General features: G+C 71.0%; 16 protein-coding genes. 7 read left to right on the top strand and 9 right to left on the bottom strand.

Annotation, left to right across the window (positions count from 1 at the left end):
* Positions 1-2: 2 nt before the first annotated feature.
* Positions 3-1,523 (bottom strand): ABC transporter substrate-binding protein, encoded by a 1,521-nt coding sequence (locus tag JI746_RS03250; protein WP_201687364.1) that lies wholly within the window; start codon positions 1,521-1,523, stop codon positions 3-5.
* 75 nt (positions 1,524-1,598) lie between these two features.
* Positions 1,599-2,231 (bottom strand): class I SAM-dependent methyltransferase, encoded by a 633-nt coding sequence (locus JI746_RS03245; RefSeq protein WP_201687363.1) that lies wholly within the window; start codon positions 2,229-2,231, stop codon positions 1,599-1,601.
* Between the two features lie 93 nt (positions 2,232-2,324).
* Between JI746_RS03245 and JI746_RS03240 the strand changes: the two genes are divergently transcribed.
* A complete protein-coding gene (locus JI746_RS03240) occupies positions 2,325-3,461 on the top strand; it encodes an MBL fold metallo-hydrolase (protein WP_201687362.1) in 1,137 nt (378 codons plus the stop codon).
* 9 nt (positions 3,462-3,470) lie between these two features.
* On the opposite strand, the gene JI746_RS03235 is transcribed toward JI746_RS03240, so the two are convergent.
* The 7 genes from JI746_RS03235 to JI746_RS03205 form a co-directional block, all read right to left on the bottom strand.
* Positions 3,471-3,821 carry a DUF2200 domain-containing protein gene (locus tag JI746_RS03235; protein ID WP_201687361.1) on the bottom strand — a complete coding sequence of 117 codons (351 nt, stop codon included), beginning with the start codon at positions 3,819-3,821 and terminating at the stop codon, positions 3,471-3,473.
* A 143-nt stretch (positions 3,822-3,964) separates the two neighbouring features.
* A complete protein-coding gene (locus JI746_RS03230) occupies positions 3,965-4,276 on the bottom strand; it encodes a hypothetical protein (RefSeq protein ID WP_201687360.1) in 312 nt (103 codons plus the stop codon).
* A gap of 409 nt (positions 4,277-4,685) precedes the next feature.
* Positions 4,686-5,543: a 5'-3' exonuclease gene (locus JI746_RS03225; protein WP_201687359.1), complete on the bottom strand. Its 858-nt coding sequence runs from the start codon at positions 5,541-5,543 to the stop codon at positions 4,686-4,688.
* Between the two features lie 81 nt (positions 5,544-5,624).
* Complete coding sequence (locus tag JI746_RS03220; protein ID WP_201687358.1) at positions 5,625-5,915, bottom strand: hypothetical protein; 291 nt, start codon at positions 5,913-5,915, stop codon at positions 5,625-5,627.
* Positions 5,916-6,095: 180 nt separating this feature from the next.
* Entirely contained in the window at positions 6,096-7,442 is a 1,347-nt protein-coding gene (locus JI746_RS03215) for an oxidoreductase (protein ID WP_201687357.1), read from the bottom strand.
* Positions 7,432-10,317, bottom strand: a complete 2,886-nt coding sequence (locus JI746_RS03210; RefSeq protein WP_269129395.1) for an ATP-binding protein — start codon at positions 10,315-10,317, stop codon at positions 7,432-7,434. Before JI746_RS03210 ends, JI746_RS03215 begins: the two co-directional genes overlap by 11 nt.
* Positions 10,318-10,488: 171 nt before the next feature.
* Complete coding sequence (locus JI746_RS03205; protein WP_201687355.1) at positions 10,489-11,706, bottom strand: porin; 1,218 nt, start codon at positions 11,704-11,706, stop codon at positions 10,489-10,491.
* A 121-nt stretch (positions 11,707-11,827) separates the two neighbouring features.
* On the opposite strand from JI746_RS03205, the gene JI746_RS03200 reads away from it, so the two are divergent.
* From JI746_RS03200 to JI746_RS03175, 6 genes are all read left to right on the top strand, one after another.
* Positions 11,828-14,473 (top strand): LuxR C-terminal-related transcriptional regulator, encoded by a 2,646-nt coding sequence (locus JI746_RS03200; RefSeq protein WP_330892929.1) that lies wholly within the window; start codon positions 11,828-11,830, stop codon positions 14,471-14,473.
* Between the two features lie 151 nt (positions 14,474-14,624).
* Positions 14,625-15,473 carry a TauD/TfdA dioxygenase family protein gene (locus JI746_RS03195; RefSeq protein WP_201687750.1) on the top strand — a complete coding sequence of 283 codons (849 nt, stop codon included), beginning with the start codon at positions 14,625-14,627 and terminating at the stop codon, positions 15,471-15,473.
* Positions 15,474-15,501: 28 nt separating this feature from the next.
* On the top strand, positions 15,502-16,566 hold the full coding sequence (locus JI746_RS03190) for a BKACE family enzyme (RefSeq protein WP_201687353.1): 1,065 nt from the start codon (positions 15,502-15,504) through the stop codon (positions 16,564-16,566).
* An 8-nt stretch (positions 16,567-16,574) separates the two neighbouring features.
* Positions 16,575-17,147, top strand: a complete 573-nt coding sequence (locus JI746_RS03185; RefSeq protein WP_201687352.1) for an RBBP9/YdeN family alpha/beta hydrolase — start codon at positions 16,575-16,577, stop codon at positions 17,145-17,147.
* A 9-nt stretch (positions 17,148-17,156) separates the two neighbouring features.
* Positions 17,157-18,128 (top strand): quinone oxidoreductase family protein, encoded by a 972-nt coding sequence (locus JI746_RS03180; RefSeq protein WP_201687351.1) that lies wholly within the window; start codon positions 17,157-17,159, stop codon positions 18,126-18,128.
* Positions 18,125-19,465: an MFS transporter gene (locus JI746_RS03175; RefSeq protein WP_201687350.1), complete on the top strand. Its 1,341-nt coding sequence runs from the start codon at positions 18,125-18,127 to the stop codon at positions 19,463-19,465. Before JI746_RS03180 ends, JI746_RS03175 begins: the two co-directional genes overlap by 4 nt.
* Positions 19,466-19,471: the final 6 nt, after the last annotated feature.

The raw sequence follows: 19,471 nt of genomic DNA, 5'->3' as shown, positions 1-19,471 counted from the left end.
GCTCACTTCCAGCTCATCTCCCAGAAGCGGGGCAGCTCGTCGGAGTAGGCGCGGAAGTTCACTTCCTTGTTCGCCACGTAGTAGACCGGCAGCGACCACAGCGGCACCGAATACGCGTTCTCGGCGATCAGCGTCAGGGCCTTCTTGTAGGTCTCGTTGCGCACCTTCGCATCGACCGTGTGGTCGGCCTTGTCCAGCAGTTCCTTGACCTGCGCATTGCGCGTGATGTCGTCCGCGCCGCCGCCGTAGTAGACCGGCGTGGAAGCGGAGGCGTCGTTCACCAGGTTGGAGCCCCAGGTCTGGTGCACCAGCGCCGCCTTGTTGCCGCGCACCTGGTCCCGCATCGCCGCGTACTGCAGGAAGTTCAGCTTCGCCTTGATGCCGACGGCCTGCAGGTAGTTGATGATCGCCTCCGTCTGGTTGCGCTCGCGGTAGGCGTGGATGTCCACCTCGAAGCCGTTCGGGAAGCCCGCTTCGGCCAGCAGCTTCTTCGCCAGGGCGGGGTCGTACTTGTAGACCGGCGCGCCTTCGTGCGTGCAGCCCACCTGGGACGGCGTGCAGATGGTCTGCAGGATCTCGGCACCGCCGCCGACGATGTTCTTCACGATGGCCTCGCGGTCGATGGCATGGGCGATCGCCTTGCGCACGCGCGGATCCTTCAGCTGCGGCGCCGGCGAGCCGTCGAGCGTGTTCATCTGCAGGAACACGATGCGCATCGTGTTGCCGCTGACCACCTGCAGGTGCGGCACCGCCTGCAGCTTCTCGGCCTGGTCCTTGGGCACGTGCATGATGAAGTCCTCGCCGCCGGAGAGCACTTCGGCCATCTGCGTCTGGCGGTCCGGGATGAAGCGGATGCGCACCTTGCCGATCTTGGGCTGGGTGCGCGGCGACTCCTTGAAGTAGCCGTCGAACTTCTCGAGCGTGATCGACTTGCCCGGGACGTGCTCGACGACCTTGTAAGGGCCGGAGCCCACCGGCTTGGCGTTCATGCCCTTGGGACCGACTTCCTTGTAGTACTTCGCGGGAAGGATCGCCAGGGTGGTGGCGAGATAGTCCTTGGCGGCCGGGAACGGCTCCTTGCTGATCACGCGCACCTTGTACTTGTCCACCTTCTCGACGCGCTGGATCCACTGCACGTTCTGCTGCGTCACGGCCTTGTTGGCCGGGTCCGCCACGAAGCTGAGGGTGAAGACGACGGAGTCGGCGTCGAAGTCCTCGCCGTTGTGGAACTTGATGCCCTGACGCAGCTCGAATTCGAGCGTGCGGTCGTCGACCTGCTTCCAGCTCTTCGCAAGTTGCCCCTTGTATTCGTGCGTCACGGGGTCGCGATAGAGCAGCGTGTCCCACACGTTGGCCGTGAGGATCACGCCGATGCGCACGTTGTTGAAGTACGGGTCGACGCTTTCCGGCGCCTGGTCGTACGCCATCTCCAGCGTGTCGGCCTTCTTGCCGGCCCAGGCGGGCGCAACGGCGATCAGGGCCGCGGCCAGCGCCGCGGCCGCGATCTTCGGAATGGGGATCATGGACTGCTCCTGCTCGAAACGGTTCGACGCAAGAACGATACCAACCGGAGCCCCGATTTCGATTGCATGCTAACCCTAGGCGACGGTGTACTCCAGCGCCCAGTAGTACTTCCATGCGTGGTGGCGCAGCTCGCCGGCCAGCCCCCGCATCGCTTCGCGCAGCTCGCCCTCGGTCGGGAAATTCTTGAGCACCTGGTGCGTGGATCCGTCCGCCAGGGTGCGCATCTGGTACGTGTTGCCTTCGGCGTCGCGTTCGCAGACCGGCGTGCTGTTGCCCTCCACGTAGAGGTTGTCCAGGAAGACCACCCTGGCACCCGGCACGAGCGCACGGTGCAGGCCGGCGAGGAACTCGGCGACGCGGCTCTTCGGCACGTGCGAGAACCAGAAGCCCGCGAACGCGGCGTCGAAGCCCTGCGCCTGCGCCGGCAGCGCATAGGCGTCGCCGGTGACGAAGTCCACGCTGCCGCCCAGCGTGCGCTCGCGGGCGATCTGCAGGGTCTCGACTGCGGCGTCGATCGCCAGCACGCGTGCCGCCACGGGTGCGATGAACTGCGTCCAGTAGCCGGTGCCGCAAGCCAGCTCCAGCACGGAGCGGCCGGCGACCACGGTGGGCAGCCAGGCCTCGATCGCGCGCAGGTCCGGCTGGCGCTCGGGCTTCAGGTAGATGCGGTCGTATTCGGGTGCGCGGGCGGCGTAGTAGGCGTGCATCGGGCTGCCATGCTACGCCGGCGCCGGCCCGCCCCGTTTGAACGAGCGCTCGCGCGGATGCACACTGCGACGCAACTCCCCACTGGAGAAGCCATGAAATCCCGCCTTGCCCGCTGGCTCGTGCGCGCGATGCTCGTCCTCGCTGCCGTCGCAGCCTTGCTCGTGGCCGCAGGGTGGGCGGTGCTGTCGGGACCGCAGTTCGGCGCGCCGATGACCGGCGCCCGGCTCGCGAGAGCGGTGGCCAATCCGCAGTACCACGAAGGCCGCTTCGTCAACCTCGAGCCGGAGGCCCCCAGCACGACCTCGTTGACCGACTACGCGCTGCGGCAGTTGACGGGCAAGGAGGTGCGCGTGCCGCCGGCGCCCATCCCGGTGGTCGCGGTGGACAAGGCGGCGCTGGCGACCAGACCGCCCGTGAGCGGCCTGCGGGCGTTCTGGATCGGCCACGCCAGCACGTATGTGGAACTCGATGGCCTGCGCTTCCTGCTGGACCCGGTGTTCGCCGAGCGGGTGTCGCCCCTGCCGGTCGGCCCGAGCCGTTTCCACGCGCCGCCGATCGCACTGGCCGACCTGCCTGCGATCGACGCCGTGCTCATCTCCCACGACCACTACGACCACCTCGACATGGACACCATCCGCCACCTCGCGCGGCGCGGTGCCCGCTTCTTCGTGCCGCTGGGCATCGGCGCCCACCTGGAACGCTGGGGCGTGCCGCCGGCGCAGGTGGAGGAACTGGAATGGTGGCAGGAGCGTTCGCTGGGCAGCGTGCGCATCGTGTGCACGCCGACGCGCCACTACTCCGGCCGGCGCCTGGACAACCGCAGCGGCACGCTGTGGTCAAGCTGGTCGGTGATCGGCCCGCAGCACCGCTTCTTCTACAGCGGCGACACGGGCTACGCGAAACTCTTCCAGGACATCGGCGCTCGGCTGGGGCCCTTCGACCTGGCCTTCCTCAAGATCGGTGCCTACGGGCCCGGCGCGGCGTGGACCGACATCCACATGACGCCCGAACAGGCCGTGCAGGTGCTGCGCGACGTCCGCGCCCGGCGCATGTTCCCCGTGCACTGGTCCACCTTCAACCTGGCGTACCACGACTGGGATGAACCGATCCGGCGCACCGTGGCCGAGGCCGCGCGCGCCGGCGTCGACCTGGTGACGCCCCGCGTCGGCGAGATGGTGGATGCCGACCGGCCGTTCCGATCCACTCGGTGGTGGGAGGCGGTGCGTTGAAGGCAGCCGCTATCGTCGCAGGATCTTTTCCATCGCCTTGCCCCTGGCGAGTTCATCGACCAGCTTGTCCAGGAAGCGGATCTTCTGCATCAGCGGGTCTTCGACGTCCTCGACGCGGACCCCGCAGACCACGCCCTTGATCAGCGCGCTGTCCGGATGGAGGGCGGGAGCCTGCGCGAAGAACGTCCTGAAGTCGTTCCCCTGTTCGATCTGCCGTTGCAATCCGGCCCGGTCGTAGCCGGTGAGCCAGCAGATGATCCGGTCGACCTCTTCCTGCGTGCGGTTCTTGCGCTGCGCCTTCTGGACGTACAGCGGATACACCTTGGCGAACGCAGTCGCGAAAATGCGGTGCTCTGGCATCGTCGTTCCTCCTCTCGGCTCACGTGGCGTGCGGCCAAGTATTCAGGAATCGACGGCTGCCGGGAAGCCCCATGTCCGCGGTCGACCGGCTCCCGGGCGCGATGCCGAACGCCGCAAGGCGCGCGGCATCGCGAGGTGGCGCGCTATTGCTTGGGCGCCGTCTTCACCTGCTTGGCCACCAGTTCCTCCAGCGCGGAGGACGTGCTGGTTGCCTGGCACGCGGCCATGTCGCTGCCCGCGGGCGCGAGCTTGGCCGCCGGCACGCCGCACGCGCCGGCCGCGACGCCCACCGGCAGCTGCACCGAGGTCGGGATCTTGTCGACTTCGACGTTGATGTTCTTGGCGAGCGCATCGGCCACCGTGCCGAGATCGACCTTCACCATGCCTTGCTGCGCGAACGCGGATGTCGCGAACACACCGGCGAGCAGGAGCAAGGATGCATGCGAGCGTTTCATGAGGGACTCCTTCGATTCACAAAGAGGGATGCGCAGGTTAGCGGCACGAAGGGCGTTATCACGCTCAGCGATGTCCTCTTACCCGGCTTACGGACGGCCCGCCGCGCGTGACACGATCGCCACGCAGGAAGCGCCTGGATCGATAGCGCGGGGCATGTTCTGCGCACGCGGGTGAGCCGCATGGCGCGAGCCCTGCGCATCCTCCAAGGGCCCGACCGCGCCCCGTGAAACGCCGCCCGGCAGCGGCAGCGAATCGCCTCGCGGCATGCTCACATGACGGCCATCGTCGGCTGGCAGGCTTCCGCGGGCCGGTCCACACAGGACTTACACATGTAGCGAGGTGGACGCGCCGACGGCCGCTCCTTGTTTCCGGTTCCATCCGGGCGCAACACGATGCGTGCGCGCATCGTCACGACCGGCCTTCCACCGCCTCTTGCACGGCGAGAGCACGCGCGCCCAGTTCCGGGGCGCCGATGCGCCCGGCCCACGCTGCGAAGCCTTGCGTGGGCCCGCGCCAGCGCAGGGACTCGATGTCGGTGAACAGGGGCGCATCGGTCCTCAGCGTGGCGAGCCGCTTGAACAACAGCGCACGGTCCGACTGGTCGCCCAGCACGCTGGGCGGGAAGGCCTCGATGGGGCCGAACTGGTTCAGGAGCCGTGCGGCACCGACCGGACCGATCCCCTTGATGCCGGGATAGCCGTCGGCGTCGTCACCCACCAGGGCCAGGTAGTCCGGGATCAGCACCGGCCCGACGCCGAACTTCTGCCGGATGTCCCCTTCGCTTCGGATCTTGTTGCCCCTGCGGTCCACCTGCACGATGCGCTCGCCGCGGACGCACTGGGCCAGGTCCTTGTCGGGTGTCCAGATCAGGACCTTCTGCACCCGCGCATCCTCCCCGGCGAGCCGGGCGGCACTGGCCAGGGCATCGTCGGCCTCGAGCTCGGTCATGGGCCAGACCACGACGCCCAGCGCCGCCAGCCCGTCTTCCAGGGGCTGGAACTGGGCCCGCAATGCGGGCTCGATGCCTTCGCCGGTCTTGTACCCTGGCCAGAGCTGGTTGCGGAACGACTCGATGACATGGTCGGTCGCCACGCCGACATGGGTGGTCCGGTTCTCCAGCAGTTGCAGGGTTCCCTTCAACATGCCCACGACGCCACCGAAAGGGCGGTCCTCCCCCTTGGTGAAGCGGCGCAGGCCGTAGAAATGCCGGAACAGTTCGTACGTGCCGTCGATGACGTCGACGATCCGGGACGATGCCTGCGTCATGCCTAGCTCCTTGCGCGCCATCGGCGTCACCGCGATACGAGCTGCACGCGGGCCCAGCCACGCCGGGCGCGAAGCCGCTGCCTACATCCCCGATCCGCTCCCGGGGAAGGTCTCGCAGCGCCAGGTCTTCACCTGCAGGCTGCCCGCAGCAGCGGCATCCGGCGCAGCCTCGAGCTCTTCGACCTTGCGGCCGCCGCAGAATGCGACCGCCAGCGAGCGTATGTCGCGCTCGTTCGTGCGTAGCGGATTCCAGCGGATGCGGATCGTCTCGTTGCCGGCGAACAGGACGTCGGCCTTGCCGCCCTGGCTGACCGGCGTGCTGGCGCATCCCGCAAGCGCCGCAGCCAGCAGCAGCGAAGGAAGCTTTCGCATGGCACGCCCTCCAGAGGCCTGCATTGTGGCGCGCGCGCCGCGTCGTCAGCAAGCACGCCCCGGCCGGAGGCGCTGGCGCCTCGGCAAGCTCAGGCGTCTCGCAGGCCGGGTGCGGCCGTGTAGAACGCGATCCCCTGCCCGAGCTCCGCGACATCGGCATAGACGATGACTTCCATGGCGCTACAGGTCCGGCCGGTTCCAGCGCAGGATCTGGCGGTGCATGGCCTGTTGCGACGAAAAGCGCGAGCGGTCGTAGCAGCCCAGGGGGCCCGTGGTGGTGCGCCCGACGCACCGGTTGCAGCGCGTGCAGCCGCGCCCCGCCGGCACGTCGTCTCCCCTGGCGAGATAGCGCCGCACCAGGTCCGGCGTGGCAATGAGGGCCCGCGCCATCGACACCATGTCGACGCTGCCGCGCACCGCATCGGCGATCGGTTGCCACTCCTGGAAGCCGCCATTCGCGATCACCGTCATGGCGGGCAGTTCGCGTTTCAGCCGCGCCGCGAACGCGAGGCTGGAGTACCGCTCGCCCCAGCCGACGTTGAACAGCCACCGTGCCGCGGCGTCCGGCAGCAGGTGGGAGAACGCGGCGCGCGCCGCGGCCTTGCCGCTCAGGTGGCGCACCGAGTCGAAGAACATCCGGATCTCTTCGAAGGGGAACGCCCCGGGGACGTCGCGCGGATTCGGGAAGCCGAATCCCGCCACCACGTGCAGGTAGTCCACCCCGCGCAGCCGCTTGGCGTAGCGAACGATCTGCTCGAGGTCGTTGCCGTCCCCTTGCGCCGAGGCAAACGGCGAAGGCCAGCGCGAGAGCGCGAGCGGCAAGGGGCTGCGGTAGAAGTCGGCGCCGGCGATGCGGACGCCGACCAGGAAGTCCTCGCCGACCGCCCTGCGCACCGCGCGCGTGACCTCGTCGAAGAAGCGGAAGCGCCCGTCCTCGCTGCCGCCCCATTCGTCGGTGCGCACATTGACGCCAGGGTTGAGGAACTGGTGGATCAGGTAGCCCTTGCTCGCCGTGATCTCCACGCCGTCGGCACCCGCATCGCGCACCCGCGCCGCGGCATCGGCGTGCTCGCCGATCGAGCGCCGCACCTCCTGCGGCGTCATCGCCCGGCGCCGCGTGGTGTACCCGAAACCCAGGTCGAAGCCGGCGGACGCGCTGATGCCGTCGATCGCCTGCGGAAAGAGGCTCGAGTAGGTGGCGTAGCCCGGGTCGCCGATCTGGATGATGTAGCGGCAGCCATTGGCCTGGATCTGCGGCAGGTACTTGCGCAGCTGGTGCACGTACTTGCGCCCGGCCAGCGACGGGTACTGCAAGGGCGAAAGCCGGTCCTTGTTGACGTGGAAGGTGGTCGAGACGACGGCTCCCACGCCGCCGTCGGCGAAGCGCTTCTCGAAGTTCTTCCAGACGTCCGTCACCGTGCCGTCGTAGTTGCACGTGCGGCCCCCGACCGACGAGCGCAGCAGCCGGTTCGCGAACGTCACGTTGCGGATCGCGACCGGCTCGAAGACGGCACGTTCAGCGTCCATCGCTGCCTTGCTCCCGCAGCGCGATGCTCGCCAGCACCCGGCGCTCCAGGGAAAGCGCCGACTGGCGCCGCGCGATCTCGAGCGCCCGGCCCAGGCAGGCGCGTGCCGGCGCTTGCGGCCAGAGCAGTTCGCCCTGCAGCCGCCAGACCTCGGCTTCCCAGTGGCGCTCCCCGTGCCGCTCGATCGCCTGCAGGGCTGCTTCGATGAACTGCAAGCCCTGCCCGCGGCGGCCCAGGCGCTGGCAGGCCCAGGCCGCGATGGCCATCGTCCAGGGACGCCCGAGTCCCGCCTGCTGGGCCTCGAACTCGCGCAGGGCGAGTTCGACCTGTTCCAGGCCAGCTTCGCCCTCGTCGCCCGCGATCAGCATCTCGCCGCGCAGCACCCGCGCGCAGCTTCCGAGGAAGTTCAGGCGATGCTCGGCGGTCACGGCGAACAGCTCCGCGAGCAGCGGTGCCGCCGCCTCGTACTCGTCGCGACCGGTGCGCGTGACGCAGGCGAAGAACAGCGCCATCGCCAGCGCGAAGGGCTGCTGCAGCTCGCGCGCCGACGTGACGGCGCGGTCGCTCGCCTGCAGCGCCCGCTCCGGTTCGCCGAGGATCCAGAGCACCCAGCTCAGGTGGGCGTTGGCGTTGACACCGGGATCGATCTGCGCCGCCAGCGCGCGGGCCCGGTGCTCCTGCGGCACGTAGAGCGAGAGCGCGCGCTCCAGCTCGCGGCGGGCGTCGACGAAGTTCCCCTGCCAGGTCGAAATGCAACCGAGCATCCATTGGCCCAGCATGCGGGTGGCGCGCTCTGCGCGCTGCTCGCCGGCCTCGGCGACGTAGCGGCCGTGCGCGCGCGCCAGCGCGAGCTCTCCGCGCGCATAGTGGGTCGAGAACAGCCCGCGGCGCACCTCGATCGCCGTCGCCAGGTCCTGCAGCCCTTCGCACAGCTGCAGCGCCCGCGTGAAGCAGCGCTCCGCATCCGTGGAAGCGAAGCCGCTGAGGGCCCGGTGCGCTGCGCCGCGCAGGAGCAGCAGGTCCCGTTCCACGCGATCGCGTTCGGGGCCGGCATCGACGCTCGCCAGTTGTTCAGCCCCGGCCTGCGCCTGGCGCAAGGCCTCGACGTTCGCGGAGCGTTCCAGGGCCCGCATCGCCGCCGAACTCGCATGGCGCGCCGCCAGCAAGGGCCGGCCGCCCAGCGCATAGTGGCGCGCCAGCACTTCGGGCTCCCTGCTGGCGCGCTCGGGCTCCACGGCCACGATCGCCTCCGCCACCCTGGCGTGCAGTTCCTGGCGGCGCGTGCGCAGCAGGCTGGCGTAGGCGGCATCCTGCAGCAGCGCGTGGCGAAAGACGAAGTGCGCCGGTGCGCGCTGCACGACGGCCGAGGCGACGAGGTCCGACATCGCGTCCTCGAGCTCCGCCGGCGACAAGGGCAGCAGCGCCGCGAGCAGGCCGCGCGAGAACTCGCGGCCGATCACCGCGCCGGCCTGCGCGACCTCCTTGGCGGTACCGAGGCGGTCGAGCCGCGCCATCAGCGAGTCCTGCAGCGTGACCGGCACCTCCGGAGCGCCGTGGCCGGTGGCCGCCGCCTTGGTCAGTTCCTCGATGAACAGGGGGTTGCCGTCGGAGCGGTGGACGACCTCGTCGACGACGTTGCCCGCCAAGTCCTGCCCGGCCAGGTGCGACACCAGCTCGGTCGATTGCAGCGGGCTCAGGCGCGTCAGCTGCAGGAGGCTGGCGTGCGGCAGCCGCAGCCAGTCGCGCTGCGCGACGCTGCGCGTGGTGAGCACGATCAGCACCGGCATTCCGGCGATGCCGCGCGCAAGCAGGTCCACCAGCTCCAGGGAGGTGGGGTCGATCCAGTGCTCGTCCTCGATCAGCATCAGCACCGGCTTGCCGGATGCCAGTTCACGCAACCGGCTGGCCATCGCGGCGAGCGTACGTTGGCGGCGTTGCTGCGGCGTCAAGGCCGTGGCGAGCTGGCTGTCGTCCGGCGGCGAGAGCAAGTCCGCGGCGCCGTCCAGCGGGCCCACGAAGGGGTGCAGTGCGCTGTCGACGTGGTAAGGCGAGCACTGGTAGCGCAGGGTGATGTGCGCCTGGCTCCCGATCGCCTCCGACAGCGCGAGCGCGAGGCGTGACTTGCCGAGGCCGGCGTCGCCGGCCAGCAGCACGATGCGACCCTGCCCTGCCGCCGCCTGGCGCCACAACGCTGCCAGGCTGGCGAGCTCCACTTCCCGGCCGACCAGGGGCGCCAGAAGGCTGGAACACGTCAGATCGAAGCGGCTGCGGCTCGCGTTCGATCCCAGCACCTGCCAGGCCCGCACCGGCTCCTGGAAGCCCTTGAGCTGCAGGCGCAGGGGCGCACCGTAATCGAAGCGTCTGCCGGCGAGCTGGTGGGTGCTGTCGGAGACGACGATCTCGCCCTCCTGCGCGGCCGCCTGCAGGCGTGCCGCGAGGTTCGGTGCTTCGCCGAAGGCGGCCGTCTCCTCCGCCGCACCGTCGCCGATGCGGTCGCCGACGACGACCAGGCCGGTCGCGATCCCGATGCGCATCGGAACCGCGGGTGCCCGCGTGGGGCCGGATCGCGGCGGGAACAAGGGCGGTTCCAGGCGCGCCAGGCCTTCGACGATGGCCAGCGCCGCATGGATCGCGCGCGCGGCGTCGTCTTCGTGCGCCTCGGGGTAGCCGAAATACGCCAGCGCACCGTCGCCCATGTAGCGCGCCACCTGGCCGTCGTAGCGCGCCACCTCCGCCGCGATGAGCCGCTGGAAGCGCAGGATCGGCAGGCGCAGGTCCTCGGGATCGAGCTGTTGCGACAGCAGGGTCGATCCCGCGAGATCGCAGAACATCAGCGTCAGCTGGCGACGCTCAGGTACGGCAGGATGGGCGTGCATCGTTCGGCCGGTGGCGGCTGGAAGTCTTCACGGCGGGCGCTCCTCCGTCAAACCCGGGTGGAGGCAGGGTAGCCAGCTTCCCGTTCCAAATCAACCATGGCAGTTGCATCGAAGCGCAGCGAGCCACCGCCGAACTCGGTGCCGAACCCGCAGCCTCCCGGGGCAGCGCGTTCAGAACGTGTGGCGGATACCGGCCATCACCGCATGCACGTTGGTGTCGGCAGGCACGGGCGTGGCGTACACCGGGCTGAAGTTCATGTTGGCCCCCGCGTTGCGCACCACGGCACCTTCGGCGTACAGCAGCGTGCGCTTGGAGAGCGCGTACTCGGCACCGACGGCCAGCTGGCTCGCGTGGTTGCCCACGTTGCGCTTGTCCTTGACGCGGTAGTAGCCGGCCGTCACGTTCAGCAGTGGCGTGGGCCGCCAGCCGGCGCCCACGCTCCAGAGGTCCAGCCGGTCGGAGCCGTTGGGCACCACCGCGTGCGCGGGGTTGCGCGCCTGCATGTAGGCGCCGCTGACGGTCCACGCGCCGAGGGTGTAGAGCGCCCCCACCGATTGCAGGCGGTTGGTGTTCGCCGTCGGCGAGAAGCCGGCGGCGGCGGCGGCCGCGGCACCGGCCGCGGCACTGCCGCTCGCGGCCGTGAAGAGCGCCGTGGCCGTGCCCAGGTTGTTCCCGTAGCCGTTGTACCAGAGTGCCGACAGCCGCAGGCCGCCGTTGGCATAGATGGCCGCCAGGGCCTGCTGCGAGTTGGCCTTGGCGCTGCCTGCCGTGTCGCCGAAGGCATATTCCGCGCTGAGGCTCAGGCCGTTCCAGGCCGGTGCGTTGTAGACGATCGCGTTGTCGTTGTAGATGGTGCCGAAGGCCGGGTTGGAGTTGTTGCCGGCGAAGACGCCGCTGGCGCTGTTGAGGGCCACGAGTCCCGTGAGCATCGAGCCGAAGTAGCGGGCGCCGCGGGCGTCGGTGCTCGCCATCGCGTAGTACATCGGCGAGACCTGCCGCCCCACCTTCACCTCGCCCCACGCTCCGGCGAGGCCCACGGTGGAGAACTGGTTGAAGAAGGACGTGCCGGCGGCACTGTTGGGGCCGCCGGTCGTGCCGTCCTTGGCATTGATGTTGCCCTGCAGCTGGAAGGTCGCGGCCAGGCCGCCGCCCAGGTCCTCGCGCCCGCGCAGGCCCCAGTTGCTGGCACCGATGCCGCCGTCCTTCATCTGCGTGGCGCGCCCGCCGTCGGCGCCGCTGGGGACGTAGCCCAGGCGGCTGGCGCTCACGTGGTTGATCGACAGGATGCCCAGGTCGATCGTGCCGTACAGCGTCACGCTGCTTTGCGCCAGGGCGGGGCCGCAAGCGGCGGCGAGTGTCGCGGCGGCCAGGGCGATGGGGGTCTTCATGCGGGTCTCCTCGGGGGGCTTCGTTGCAATGGCCGCGAGCGTAGGAGCCGCCCCCGCCGGCCGCCCCCCCAGCGCCGAGGGGGGATGGGGTGCCGGGCACGGCCGGGTTTACGATGGCCGCGTGCCCGCGTCCTCCGCCCACCCCAGCGAGCTGCTGCTGAAAGTCACCGCCCCGCGGGTGCCCAAGGGCCTGCTCACGCGGGCGCAATTCGCCGCCGACGCACCCGCGCTGCGCGATCGCGCCGCCGTCCTGGTGCAGGCACCGCCCGGTTCCGGCAAGACCTCCCTGCTCGCGCAGTGGCGGCTGGAGCACCTCGCACGCGGCGCCGCTGTCGCCTGGGTGGGTGCGCAAGGCAGCGACGACGTGGACCGGCTGGTGCGCTGCCTCGCCATGGCCGTGCGGGTGGGCGCGGGCCGGCCCGGCTTCGGCCATGTGCTGCTCGAAGGCGGCGCCGCCGGCGGCCTCGAAGGGATCACCCTCTGGCTGGCCGAAGTGGCGCACGCCGCGTTCGAACTGGTGCTGATGGTGGACGAGGCCGATCGCCTGCCCGTGGCCGCCCGCGAGGCCTTGGGCTACCTCGTGCGCAACGCGCCGCCGAACCTGCAATGCATCGTCGCCGCCCGGCCCGAGGCGGACCTGGGCCTGGACGACCTGGTCTCGTACGGGCAGTGCGCGCGTCTCGGTGCAGCCGAACTGCGCTTCACGCTCGAAGAAACGCTGCGCCTGGCGCGCCAGCGGCTCGGCGCCGCCTTCGACCGCGACCGCGCGGCGCGCCTGCACGCGCTGACGGAGGGCTGGCCGCTGGGCGTGCAGCTGGCCCTGTCGGTCGACCCGTCCGGCCGCGGCGCCGACGTCGCCGGCCTGAAAGCGGCGGCGCTGCCGGAACAGTTCGTCTCGGTGCTGCTGCGCAACCTCGATCCGGGCGACCTCGACTTCCTCACGCGCGTCAGCCTCGTGCAGCACCTGCACGCAGACCTCTGCGCCGCCCTGGTGCCCGCCGCGGACACGCCTTCGCGCCTCGAGCGGCTGGTCCGCGAGGCGCCGGTCTTCGTCGCCGGAGAACTGCACGGATGGGTGCGCATGCACGCCCTGGCGCGGGCGGCCCTGACGCCACGCTTCGAAGCGCTGCCCTACAGCGAGCGCGCCGCACTGCACGCGCGCGCCTGCGAGTGGCTCGCCGGCCACGGCCTGCTGGAGGCCGCGGCGCGGCATGCGCTGGCCTGCGGCCATGCCGACCAGGCCTTCGACTTCGCCGAGCGCACCGTCTACGGGTCGCTGATGGCGCGCGGCCAGCAGGGCTTGGTGCTGGAATGGGTCGCCAGCGCCTCGCCGGAGGAACTCGCGCGCCGGCCACGGCTGCTGCTGGCCGCCGCCTGGTCGCTGGCGATCAGCGAACGCCACGAGGAGGCGCGGCGCCACGTGGAGCGCCTGCTGGCGCAGCCCGGCGCCGATGACAGCCTGCGCTGCGAGGCCGCCCTGATCCTCGCCGCCGCCGCGGTGTTCGCCGACGACCCCGACGGCTTCGCGGCCCTGCACGACCCCTGGGCGGAGCAGCCGCCGCTGGCCACCGAGGCGCTGCTGCAGGTGCACGCCAACCGCTCCGCCTTCCGCGCGCTGCTGGCCGGCGAGCCCGCGCTGGCACGCCTGCGGCAGCAGCACGGCCCCCATCACTTTCCGGTGGCCGGCAACCTCGATCGCTGGGGCGAGTACGTGGTGGGCCTGAGCTACCTGTGGGAAGGCCAGCCGCTGATGGTCGAACAGCTGCTGGCGCCCTGCCTGGCCAGCGCCGAGGCCGACCTGGGACGCCGCAGCGCCTTCGCCTGCGTCGTCGCGGCCGCTCTCGCCGCCGCGCGGTGGGAACGCGGGCAGGCCGCCGAAGCGGTGGTGCTGCTGGCGGACCGCCTCGACGTTCTCGAACGCAGCGGCCTGCCCGAGTCGGTGCTGCTCGGATTCCGCACGCTGGCCCGCGGCGCGCGCGCCGACGCGGGCGAGCTGCGGGCGCTGGGGCTGCTGGGCGCGCTCGATGCGGCGGGCATCGCCCGGCGCATGCCGCGCCTGCGGCTGGCCAGCCTGGCGGAGCAGATCCGGCTGCACGCGCGCGAGTTCCGCGGCGAGACCTGCCGCGAGTTGCTGGGGCAGATGGAACAGCTCCTGGACCATCCCGCCCAGCCCACCGGCGAGCTCTGGCGGCGCAGCGTCGCCGGCCTGTGGCTGCTGTCGCGCGCCTACGCAGCGATCGCCGCCCGCGACTGGCGCGCTGCGGTTCCCCTGCTGCAGCAGGCCGAGTCCGCAGCCAGCGAGCGCAAGCTGGGGCGGGACCGCCTCGAGGCCATGGCCCTGCGCGCCTGGGTGCTCGACCGCGCCGCCGAGCGCTCGCTGCCCCTGCTGCAGGAAGTGCTGACGCTGGCGCAGGCCGCCGACCTGCGCGCACTGTTCGACGACGCGCATCCGCAGCTCGCGGCCTGGGTGAAGCACGCGGCCGGCAGGATGGCCCCGCCACCAGCGCCGGCCCCGGCGCCGCCGCGCGATCCGGCCCCGCGCGCCGCCGCCGCCACCGCCACCGCGGCGCTCACGCCCAAGGAAGTCCAGGTCCTGGAACTGCTCGCGCGCAACCTGTCGAACAAGGAGATCGCCCTCGCCATGCAGCTCGGCGAGGAGACGATCAAGTGGCACGTGAAGAACCTGTTCGCCAAGCTCGACGTCGGCAGCCGCAAGCAGGTGGTCGGCCGCGCCCGCATCCTGGGCTTCCTCGCCGACGCCGCCTGAACCCTCCCTGAACCCACCCCCCCTCGACGATGGGGGGGCGCCAGCGGGGGCCGACCCCTAGTCTTCTCGCATTCCGAGGAGACAAGCCATGGCCCCTGCCACCTGCACCGAAGCCCCCGCGCTCATCAGCACCGCCGCCCGCGATCGCGCGATCGCCGTCGAACCGCTGACCTGCGCCATCGGCGCCGAACTGCGCAACGTCCACCTGGGCGCGGCCGCGCGCGACGCCGGCCTGATGGAGGAGATCCGCGCCCTGCTGCTGACGCACAAGGTCCTGTTCTTCCGCGACCAGGACATCACGCGCGCCGAGCACGTCGCCTTCGCGCGCCGCTTCGGCGAGCTGGAGGACCACCCGGTCGCCGGCAGCGACCCCGAGCATCCGGGCCTGGTGCGCATCTACAAGTCGCCCGAGACGCCCAACGACCGCTACGAGAACGCCTGGCACACCGACGCCACCTGGCGCGCCAAGCCGCCCTTCGGCTGCGTGCTGCGCTGCGTGGAGTGCCCGCCGGTGGGCGGCGACACGATGTGGGCCAACATGGTGCTCGCCTACGAGCGGCTGCCGGAGCACGTCAAGGCGCAGGTCGCCGGGCTGCGGGCGCGCCACAGCATCGAGGCCACCTTCGGCGCCGCGATGCCCACCGAAAAGCGGCTGGCGCTCAAGGCGCAGTTCCCCGACGCCGAGCACCCGGTGGTGCGCACGCACCCGGAGACGGGCGAGCGGATCCTGTTCGTCAACGCCTTCGCCACCCACTTCACCAACTTCCACACGCCGGCCAACGTGCGCTGCGGCCAGGACTACGCGCCCGGCGCCGCGCAGCTGCTGCAGTACCTCATCGCGCAGGCGCAGATCCCCGAATACCAGGTGCGCTGGCGCTGGTCGCGCAACAGCGTGGCGCTCTGGGACAACCGGTCCACGCAGCACTACGCGGTGATGGACTACCCGCCCTGCCACCGAAAGATGGAACGCGCCGGGATCGTCGGCGACACCCCCTTCTGAAACCCGCACCCCACCAAGGACACACACCATGAACTTCCAGGACGGCTCGCTCTATCCCGAACACCAGGACCCGCTGGTCATCACCTGCGCCCCCTACGGCCCCGAGTGGATGCCGGCGGACTTCCCCGAGGACATCCCCGTCAGCATGAAGGAGCACGTGCAGAAGGCGGTGGACTGCTACAACGCCGGCGCCACGGTGCTGCACCTGCACGTGCGCGAGCCGGACGGCAAGGGCTCCAAGCGCCTGTCGAAGTTCAACGAGCTGCTCGATGGCATCCGCTCGCGCGTGCCGGGCCTGGTCCTGCAGGTGGGCGGCTCGATCTCGTTCGCGCCGGAGGACGACGGCCAGGTCGCCAAGTGGCTGTCCGACGACACGCGCCACATGCTGGCGGAGCTGAATCCGGCGCCGGACCAGGTGACCATCGCGATCAACTCCAACCAGATGAACGTGGTGGAGCAGATGCTGCCCGAGGACCTCGCGGGCACCAGCCTCGGCACGCCCGAGGGCTACCGCGCCTACCGCGAGATGACGATCCCCGCCGGCCCGGAATGGGTGGAGGAGCACATCCGCCGCCTCTCCGCCAAGGGCATCCAGACGCACTTCCAGCTCGCCAACATCACGCAGCTGGAGACGGTGGAACGCATGATGCGCCGCGGCGTGTGCAACGTGCCGCTGATCCTGACCTGGGTGGCGATCGGCGGCGGCTTCGACGCGCCCAACCTCTACAACCTCGCGAACTTCGTGCGCGCGGTACCGGACGGCGCGGTGCTCACGCTGGAAACGTCGATGCTCAACGTGCTGCCGGTCAACATGATGGCCATCGCGCTGGGCCTGCACGTGCGCTGCGGCATCGAGGACAACATCTGGACGCAGGACCGCAAGGCGAAGCTCGGTTCGATCAAGCAGATCGAACAGCTGGTGCGCATCGCGCGCGAATGCAGCCGCGAAGTGGCCGACGCGCAGCAGGCGCGCCGCATCTACCGCATCGGCGAGTTCTATGGCAGCGCGCAGGAGACGCTGGCGAAGAACGGCTTCGCGCCGAATCGCCAGGCCAGCCAGCGCGGCTTCGTGCAGCACGCCTTGGCAGCGTGAGCAAGGCCATGGCCACCAGCTCTCCCGCGACCGTGCTGCTCGTGCCGGGCCTGCGCGATCACGTCGAGGATCACTGGCAGACCCTGCTGGCGGCCCGGCTGCCGCGCGCGTTCATGGTCCCGCCCATGGGCCGCGACGACCTGGATCTCGAAGCCCGCATGACGGTGGTGGAACATGCGGCGCGCAGCATCGAGGGCCCCATCGTCATCGTCGCCCACAGCGCCGGTGTCATGGTGGTGGTGCACTGGGCGCTGCGCACGCTTTGCGCGGTGCAGGGTGCGCTGCTCGTCACGCCGCCCGATTTCGAGAAGCCCCTGCCGGCCGGCTATCCCCAGGCGACCGCGCTGCGCGAACACGGCTGGCTGCCGGTGCCGCGCCAGCCGCTGCCCTTCCCCGGCATCGTGGCGGCGAGCCGCAACGATCCGCTCGCGGCGTTCTCGCGCGTGGGCGAACTGGCGCGCGACTGGGGTGCGGCGCTGGTGGACCTGGGCCCGGTCGGCCACCTGAACCCCGCATCCGGCTTCGGGCCGTGGCACGCGGCCGACGAACTGCTCGCGCGCCTGGGCGCACGGGCCTCCTGAGGAAACACCATGGACCATGCCATCCGCTTCTATAAGACCGGCGGCGCCGACGTGCTGCGGCACGAAGGAATCGACGTCGGCGAGCCCGGCCCCGGGCAGGCGCGCGTGCGCCACAGCTACGTGGCCGTCAACTTCATCGACATCTACTTTCGCACCGGCCGCTATCCGGCCGCGCTCCCCAGCGGACTCGGCTCCGACGCGGTCGGCGTGGTCGAGGCCGTCGGCCCCGGCGTCACCGGCCTGAAGCCCGGCGACCGCGTCGGCTACCTGCTGGGCCCGCAGGGCGCCTATGCCAGCGCCCGCGTCATGCCGGCCGAGGTGCTGATCCCGCTGCCGGACGGCGTCTCCGACAGCACCGCGGCGACGCTGATGATGAAGGGCCTGACGGTGCAGTACCTGTTCCGCCAGGTCTACCCCTTGCAGGGCGGCGAGACCATCCTGTACCACGCCGCCGCGGGCGGTGTCGGCCTGATCGCCTGCCAATGGGCCAGGGCGCTGGGCGTCACCATGATCGGCACGGCCAGCACCGACGAGAAGGCGGAGATCGCCCGTGCCCACGGCTGCGAACACGTGATCGTCACCTCGCGCGAGGACATCGCCGCCCGCGTGCGCGAGATCACGGACGGCCTGGGCGTGCCGGTGGTGTACGACTCCGTCGGCCACGACACGCTGATGGCCTCCCTAGCCAGCCTGCAGCCCCGCGGCACGCTGGTGAGCAACGGCACCAGCTCGGGCCCGGTGAACATCGACACCACGCTGCTGGCCATGAAGGGCTCGCTGTGGGTCACGCGGCCTGCGATGGTGCACTACGCCACGCCGCGCGCGCACATGCTGGAGATGGCGCGCGAGCTTTTCGACCACGTGCTGGCCGGCCGCATCCGCAGCGAGCCGAGCCGCGTCTACCCGCTGGCCGATGCCGCCGAGGCGCACCGGGCCCTCGAATCCCGCCGCACCACCGGCGCCACCGTGCTGATGCCATGAACACGCACGCCATCCCCGCCGCGCGGACCGGCGCGCAGGACTACCTCGCCGGCAAGGGCGCCGCCTGGTTCGCCTACGCCATGACCGTCGCCCTGATGCTGATGGACTACATCGACCGCCAGGTGATCGTCTCGCTGTTCCCGTACATGAAGAACGAATGGGGCCTGTCGGACGTGCAGCTCGGCTCGCTGGTTTCGGTCGTTTCCGTGACGGTGGCGCTGGGCGCGCTGCCGGTGGCGCTGTTCGCCGACCGCGTGAGCCGCGTGCGCAGCATCGCGGCCATGGCGGCCGTGTGGAGCGCGGCCACCCTCTCCTGCATGTTCATGCGCAGCTACGGCGCGCTGCTGGCGGCCCGCTCGCTGGTGGGCCTGGGCGAGGCGGGCTACGGCTCCGTGGGTGCCGCGCTGATCGCCAGCCACTTCCCCGAGCGCATGCGCGGCGCGCTGCTGGCCGGCTTCTTCGCCTGCGCTTCGGTCGGCTCGGTGCTGGGCGTGGTGCTGGGCGGGGCGATCGCCGCGCACTGGGGCTGGAAGGCCGCCTTCGGCGTCGTCGGCGTGCCCGGGCTGGTGCTGGCCGCCCTCTACCTGCTGGTGCGCGATTACCGGACGGTGCGCCTCACTCCGGTGCTGACGCAGGCGACGCGCAGCAGCGCGCATGCGGCGCGCCACGTGACGCAGTCCCTCACCCGCTCGCGCACGCTGCTGTGGGTGTGCATCGGCGGCGCCGCGCAGCTGGTGGTGGTGTCGGCGGTGTGGTCCTGGATGCCCAGCTTCCTGAATCGCGTGCACGGGGTCGCGCCGGAGCAGGCCGCGCGGCAGGCCGCCCTGGTGGTGCTGTGCGGCGCCCTGGGCAGCGTGGTCTGGGGCGCGGTGGCGGACCGCGCCGGCAAGCGGCGGCCGGTCGCACGCCTGCAGGCGATGGCGCTGATGTGCGTCGCCTCGCTCGCCGTGCTGTCCTTCGCCTTCGGCGCCGGTGCTGGCTTCGGTGCGCAGGGGCAGCTCGCGCTGATCGCACTCGGCAGCTTCCTCATGACCTGCACGGTCGGCCCGGTCGCGGCCATCGTGATCGACGTCGTCCATCCCGGCGTGCGGGCCACCGGCTCCTCGGTGCTCGCGCTGTTCCAGAACCTGTTCGGGCTGGCGCTCGGGCCGGTCCTGGCCGGCACGGTGTCCGACCTCTGGGGCCTGCAAGCCGCGCTGGCCTGCATCCCCTGCTTCGCCCTGGCGGCCGCCGCCGCCTTCCTCGCGGCCGCGCGCACCTATGTCGAAGACATGGGCCGCGCGTCCGAAGCTCCCGCGGCGCCGCTGCCGCACGCCCTGCGCACGGCGCAGGCCTGAATCCCC

It is taken from the genome of Ramlibacter alkalitolerans, from assembly GCF_016722765.1.
GTDB lineage: Bacteria > Pseudomonadota > Gammaproteobacteria > Burkholderiales > Burkholderiaceae_C > Ramlibacter > Ramlibacter alkalitolerans.
Note: the sequence above shows the minus strand (reverse complement) of the source record. Positions and strands in the feature narration are given on the sequence as shown.

Excerpts from the sequence above, each read along its gene's own strand:
- JI746_RS03250 (WP_201687364.1), bottom strand. The coding sequence starts at position 1,523 with ATGATCCCCATTCCGAAGATCGCGGCCGCGGCGCTGGCCGCGGCCCTG.
- JI746_RS03245 (WP_201687363.1), bottom strand. The coding sequence starts at position 2,231 with ATGCACGCCTACTACGCCGCCCGCGCACCCGAATACGACCGCATCTAC.
- JI746_RS03240 (WP_201687362.1), top strand. The coding sequence starts at position 2,325 with ATGAAATCCCGCCTTGCCCGCTGGCTCGTGCGCGCGATGCTCGTCCTC.
- JI746_RS03235 (WP_201687361.1), bottom strand. The coding sequence starts at position 3,821 with ATGCCAGAGCACCGCATTTTCGCGACTGCGTTCGCCAAGGTGTATCCG.
- JI746_RS03230 (WP_201687360.1), bottom strand. The coding sequence starts at position 4,276 with ATGAAACGCTCGCATGCATCCTTGCTCCTGCTCGCCGGTGTGTTCGCG.
- JI746_RS03225 (WP_201687359.1), bottom strand. The coding sequence starts at position 5,543 with ATGACGCAGGCATCGTCCCGGATCGTCGACGTCATCGACGGCACGTAC.
- JI746_RS03220 (WP_201687358.1), bottom strand. The coding sequence starts at position 5,915 with ATGCGAAAGCTTCCTTCGCTGCTGCTGGCTGCGGCGCTTGCGGGATGC.
- JI746_RS03215 (WP_201687357.1), bottom strand. The coding sequence starts at position 7,442 with ATGGACGCTGAACGTGCCGTCTTCGAGCCGGTCGCGATCCGCAACGTG.
- JI746_RS03210 (WP_269129395.1), bottom strand. The coding sequence starts at position 10,317 with ATGCACGCCCATCCTGCCGTACCTGAGCGTCGCCAGCTGACGCTGATG.
- JI746_RS03205 (WP_201687355.1), bottom strand. The coding sequence starts at position 11,706 with ATGAAGACCCCCATCGCCCTGGCCGCCGCGACACTCGCCGCCGCTTGC.
- JI746_RS03190 (WP_201687353.1), top strand. The coding sequence starts at position 15,502 with ATGAACTTCCAGGACGGCTCGCTCTATCCCGAACACCAGGACCCGCTG.
- JI746_RS03185 (WP_201687352.1), top strand. The coding sequence starts at position 16,575 with ATGGCCACCAGCTCTCCCGCGACCGTGCTGCTCGTGCCGGGCCTGCGC.
- JI746_RS03180 (WP_201687351.1), top strand. The coding sequence starts at position 17,157 with ATGGACCATGCCATCCGCTTCTATAAGACCGGCGGCGCCGACGTGCTG.
- JI746_RS03175 (WP_201687350.1), top strand. The coding sequence starts at position 18,125 with ATGAACACGCACGCCATCCCCGCCGCGCGGACCGGCGCGCAGGACTAC.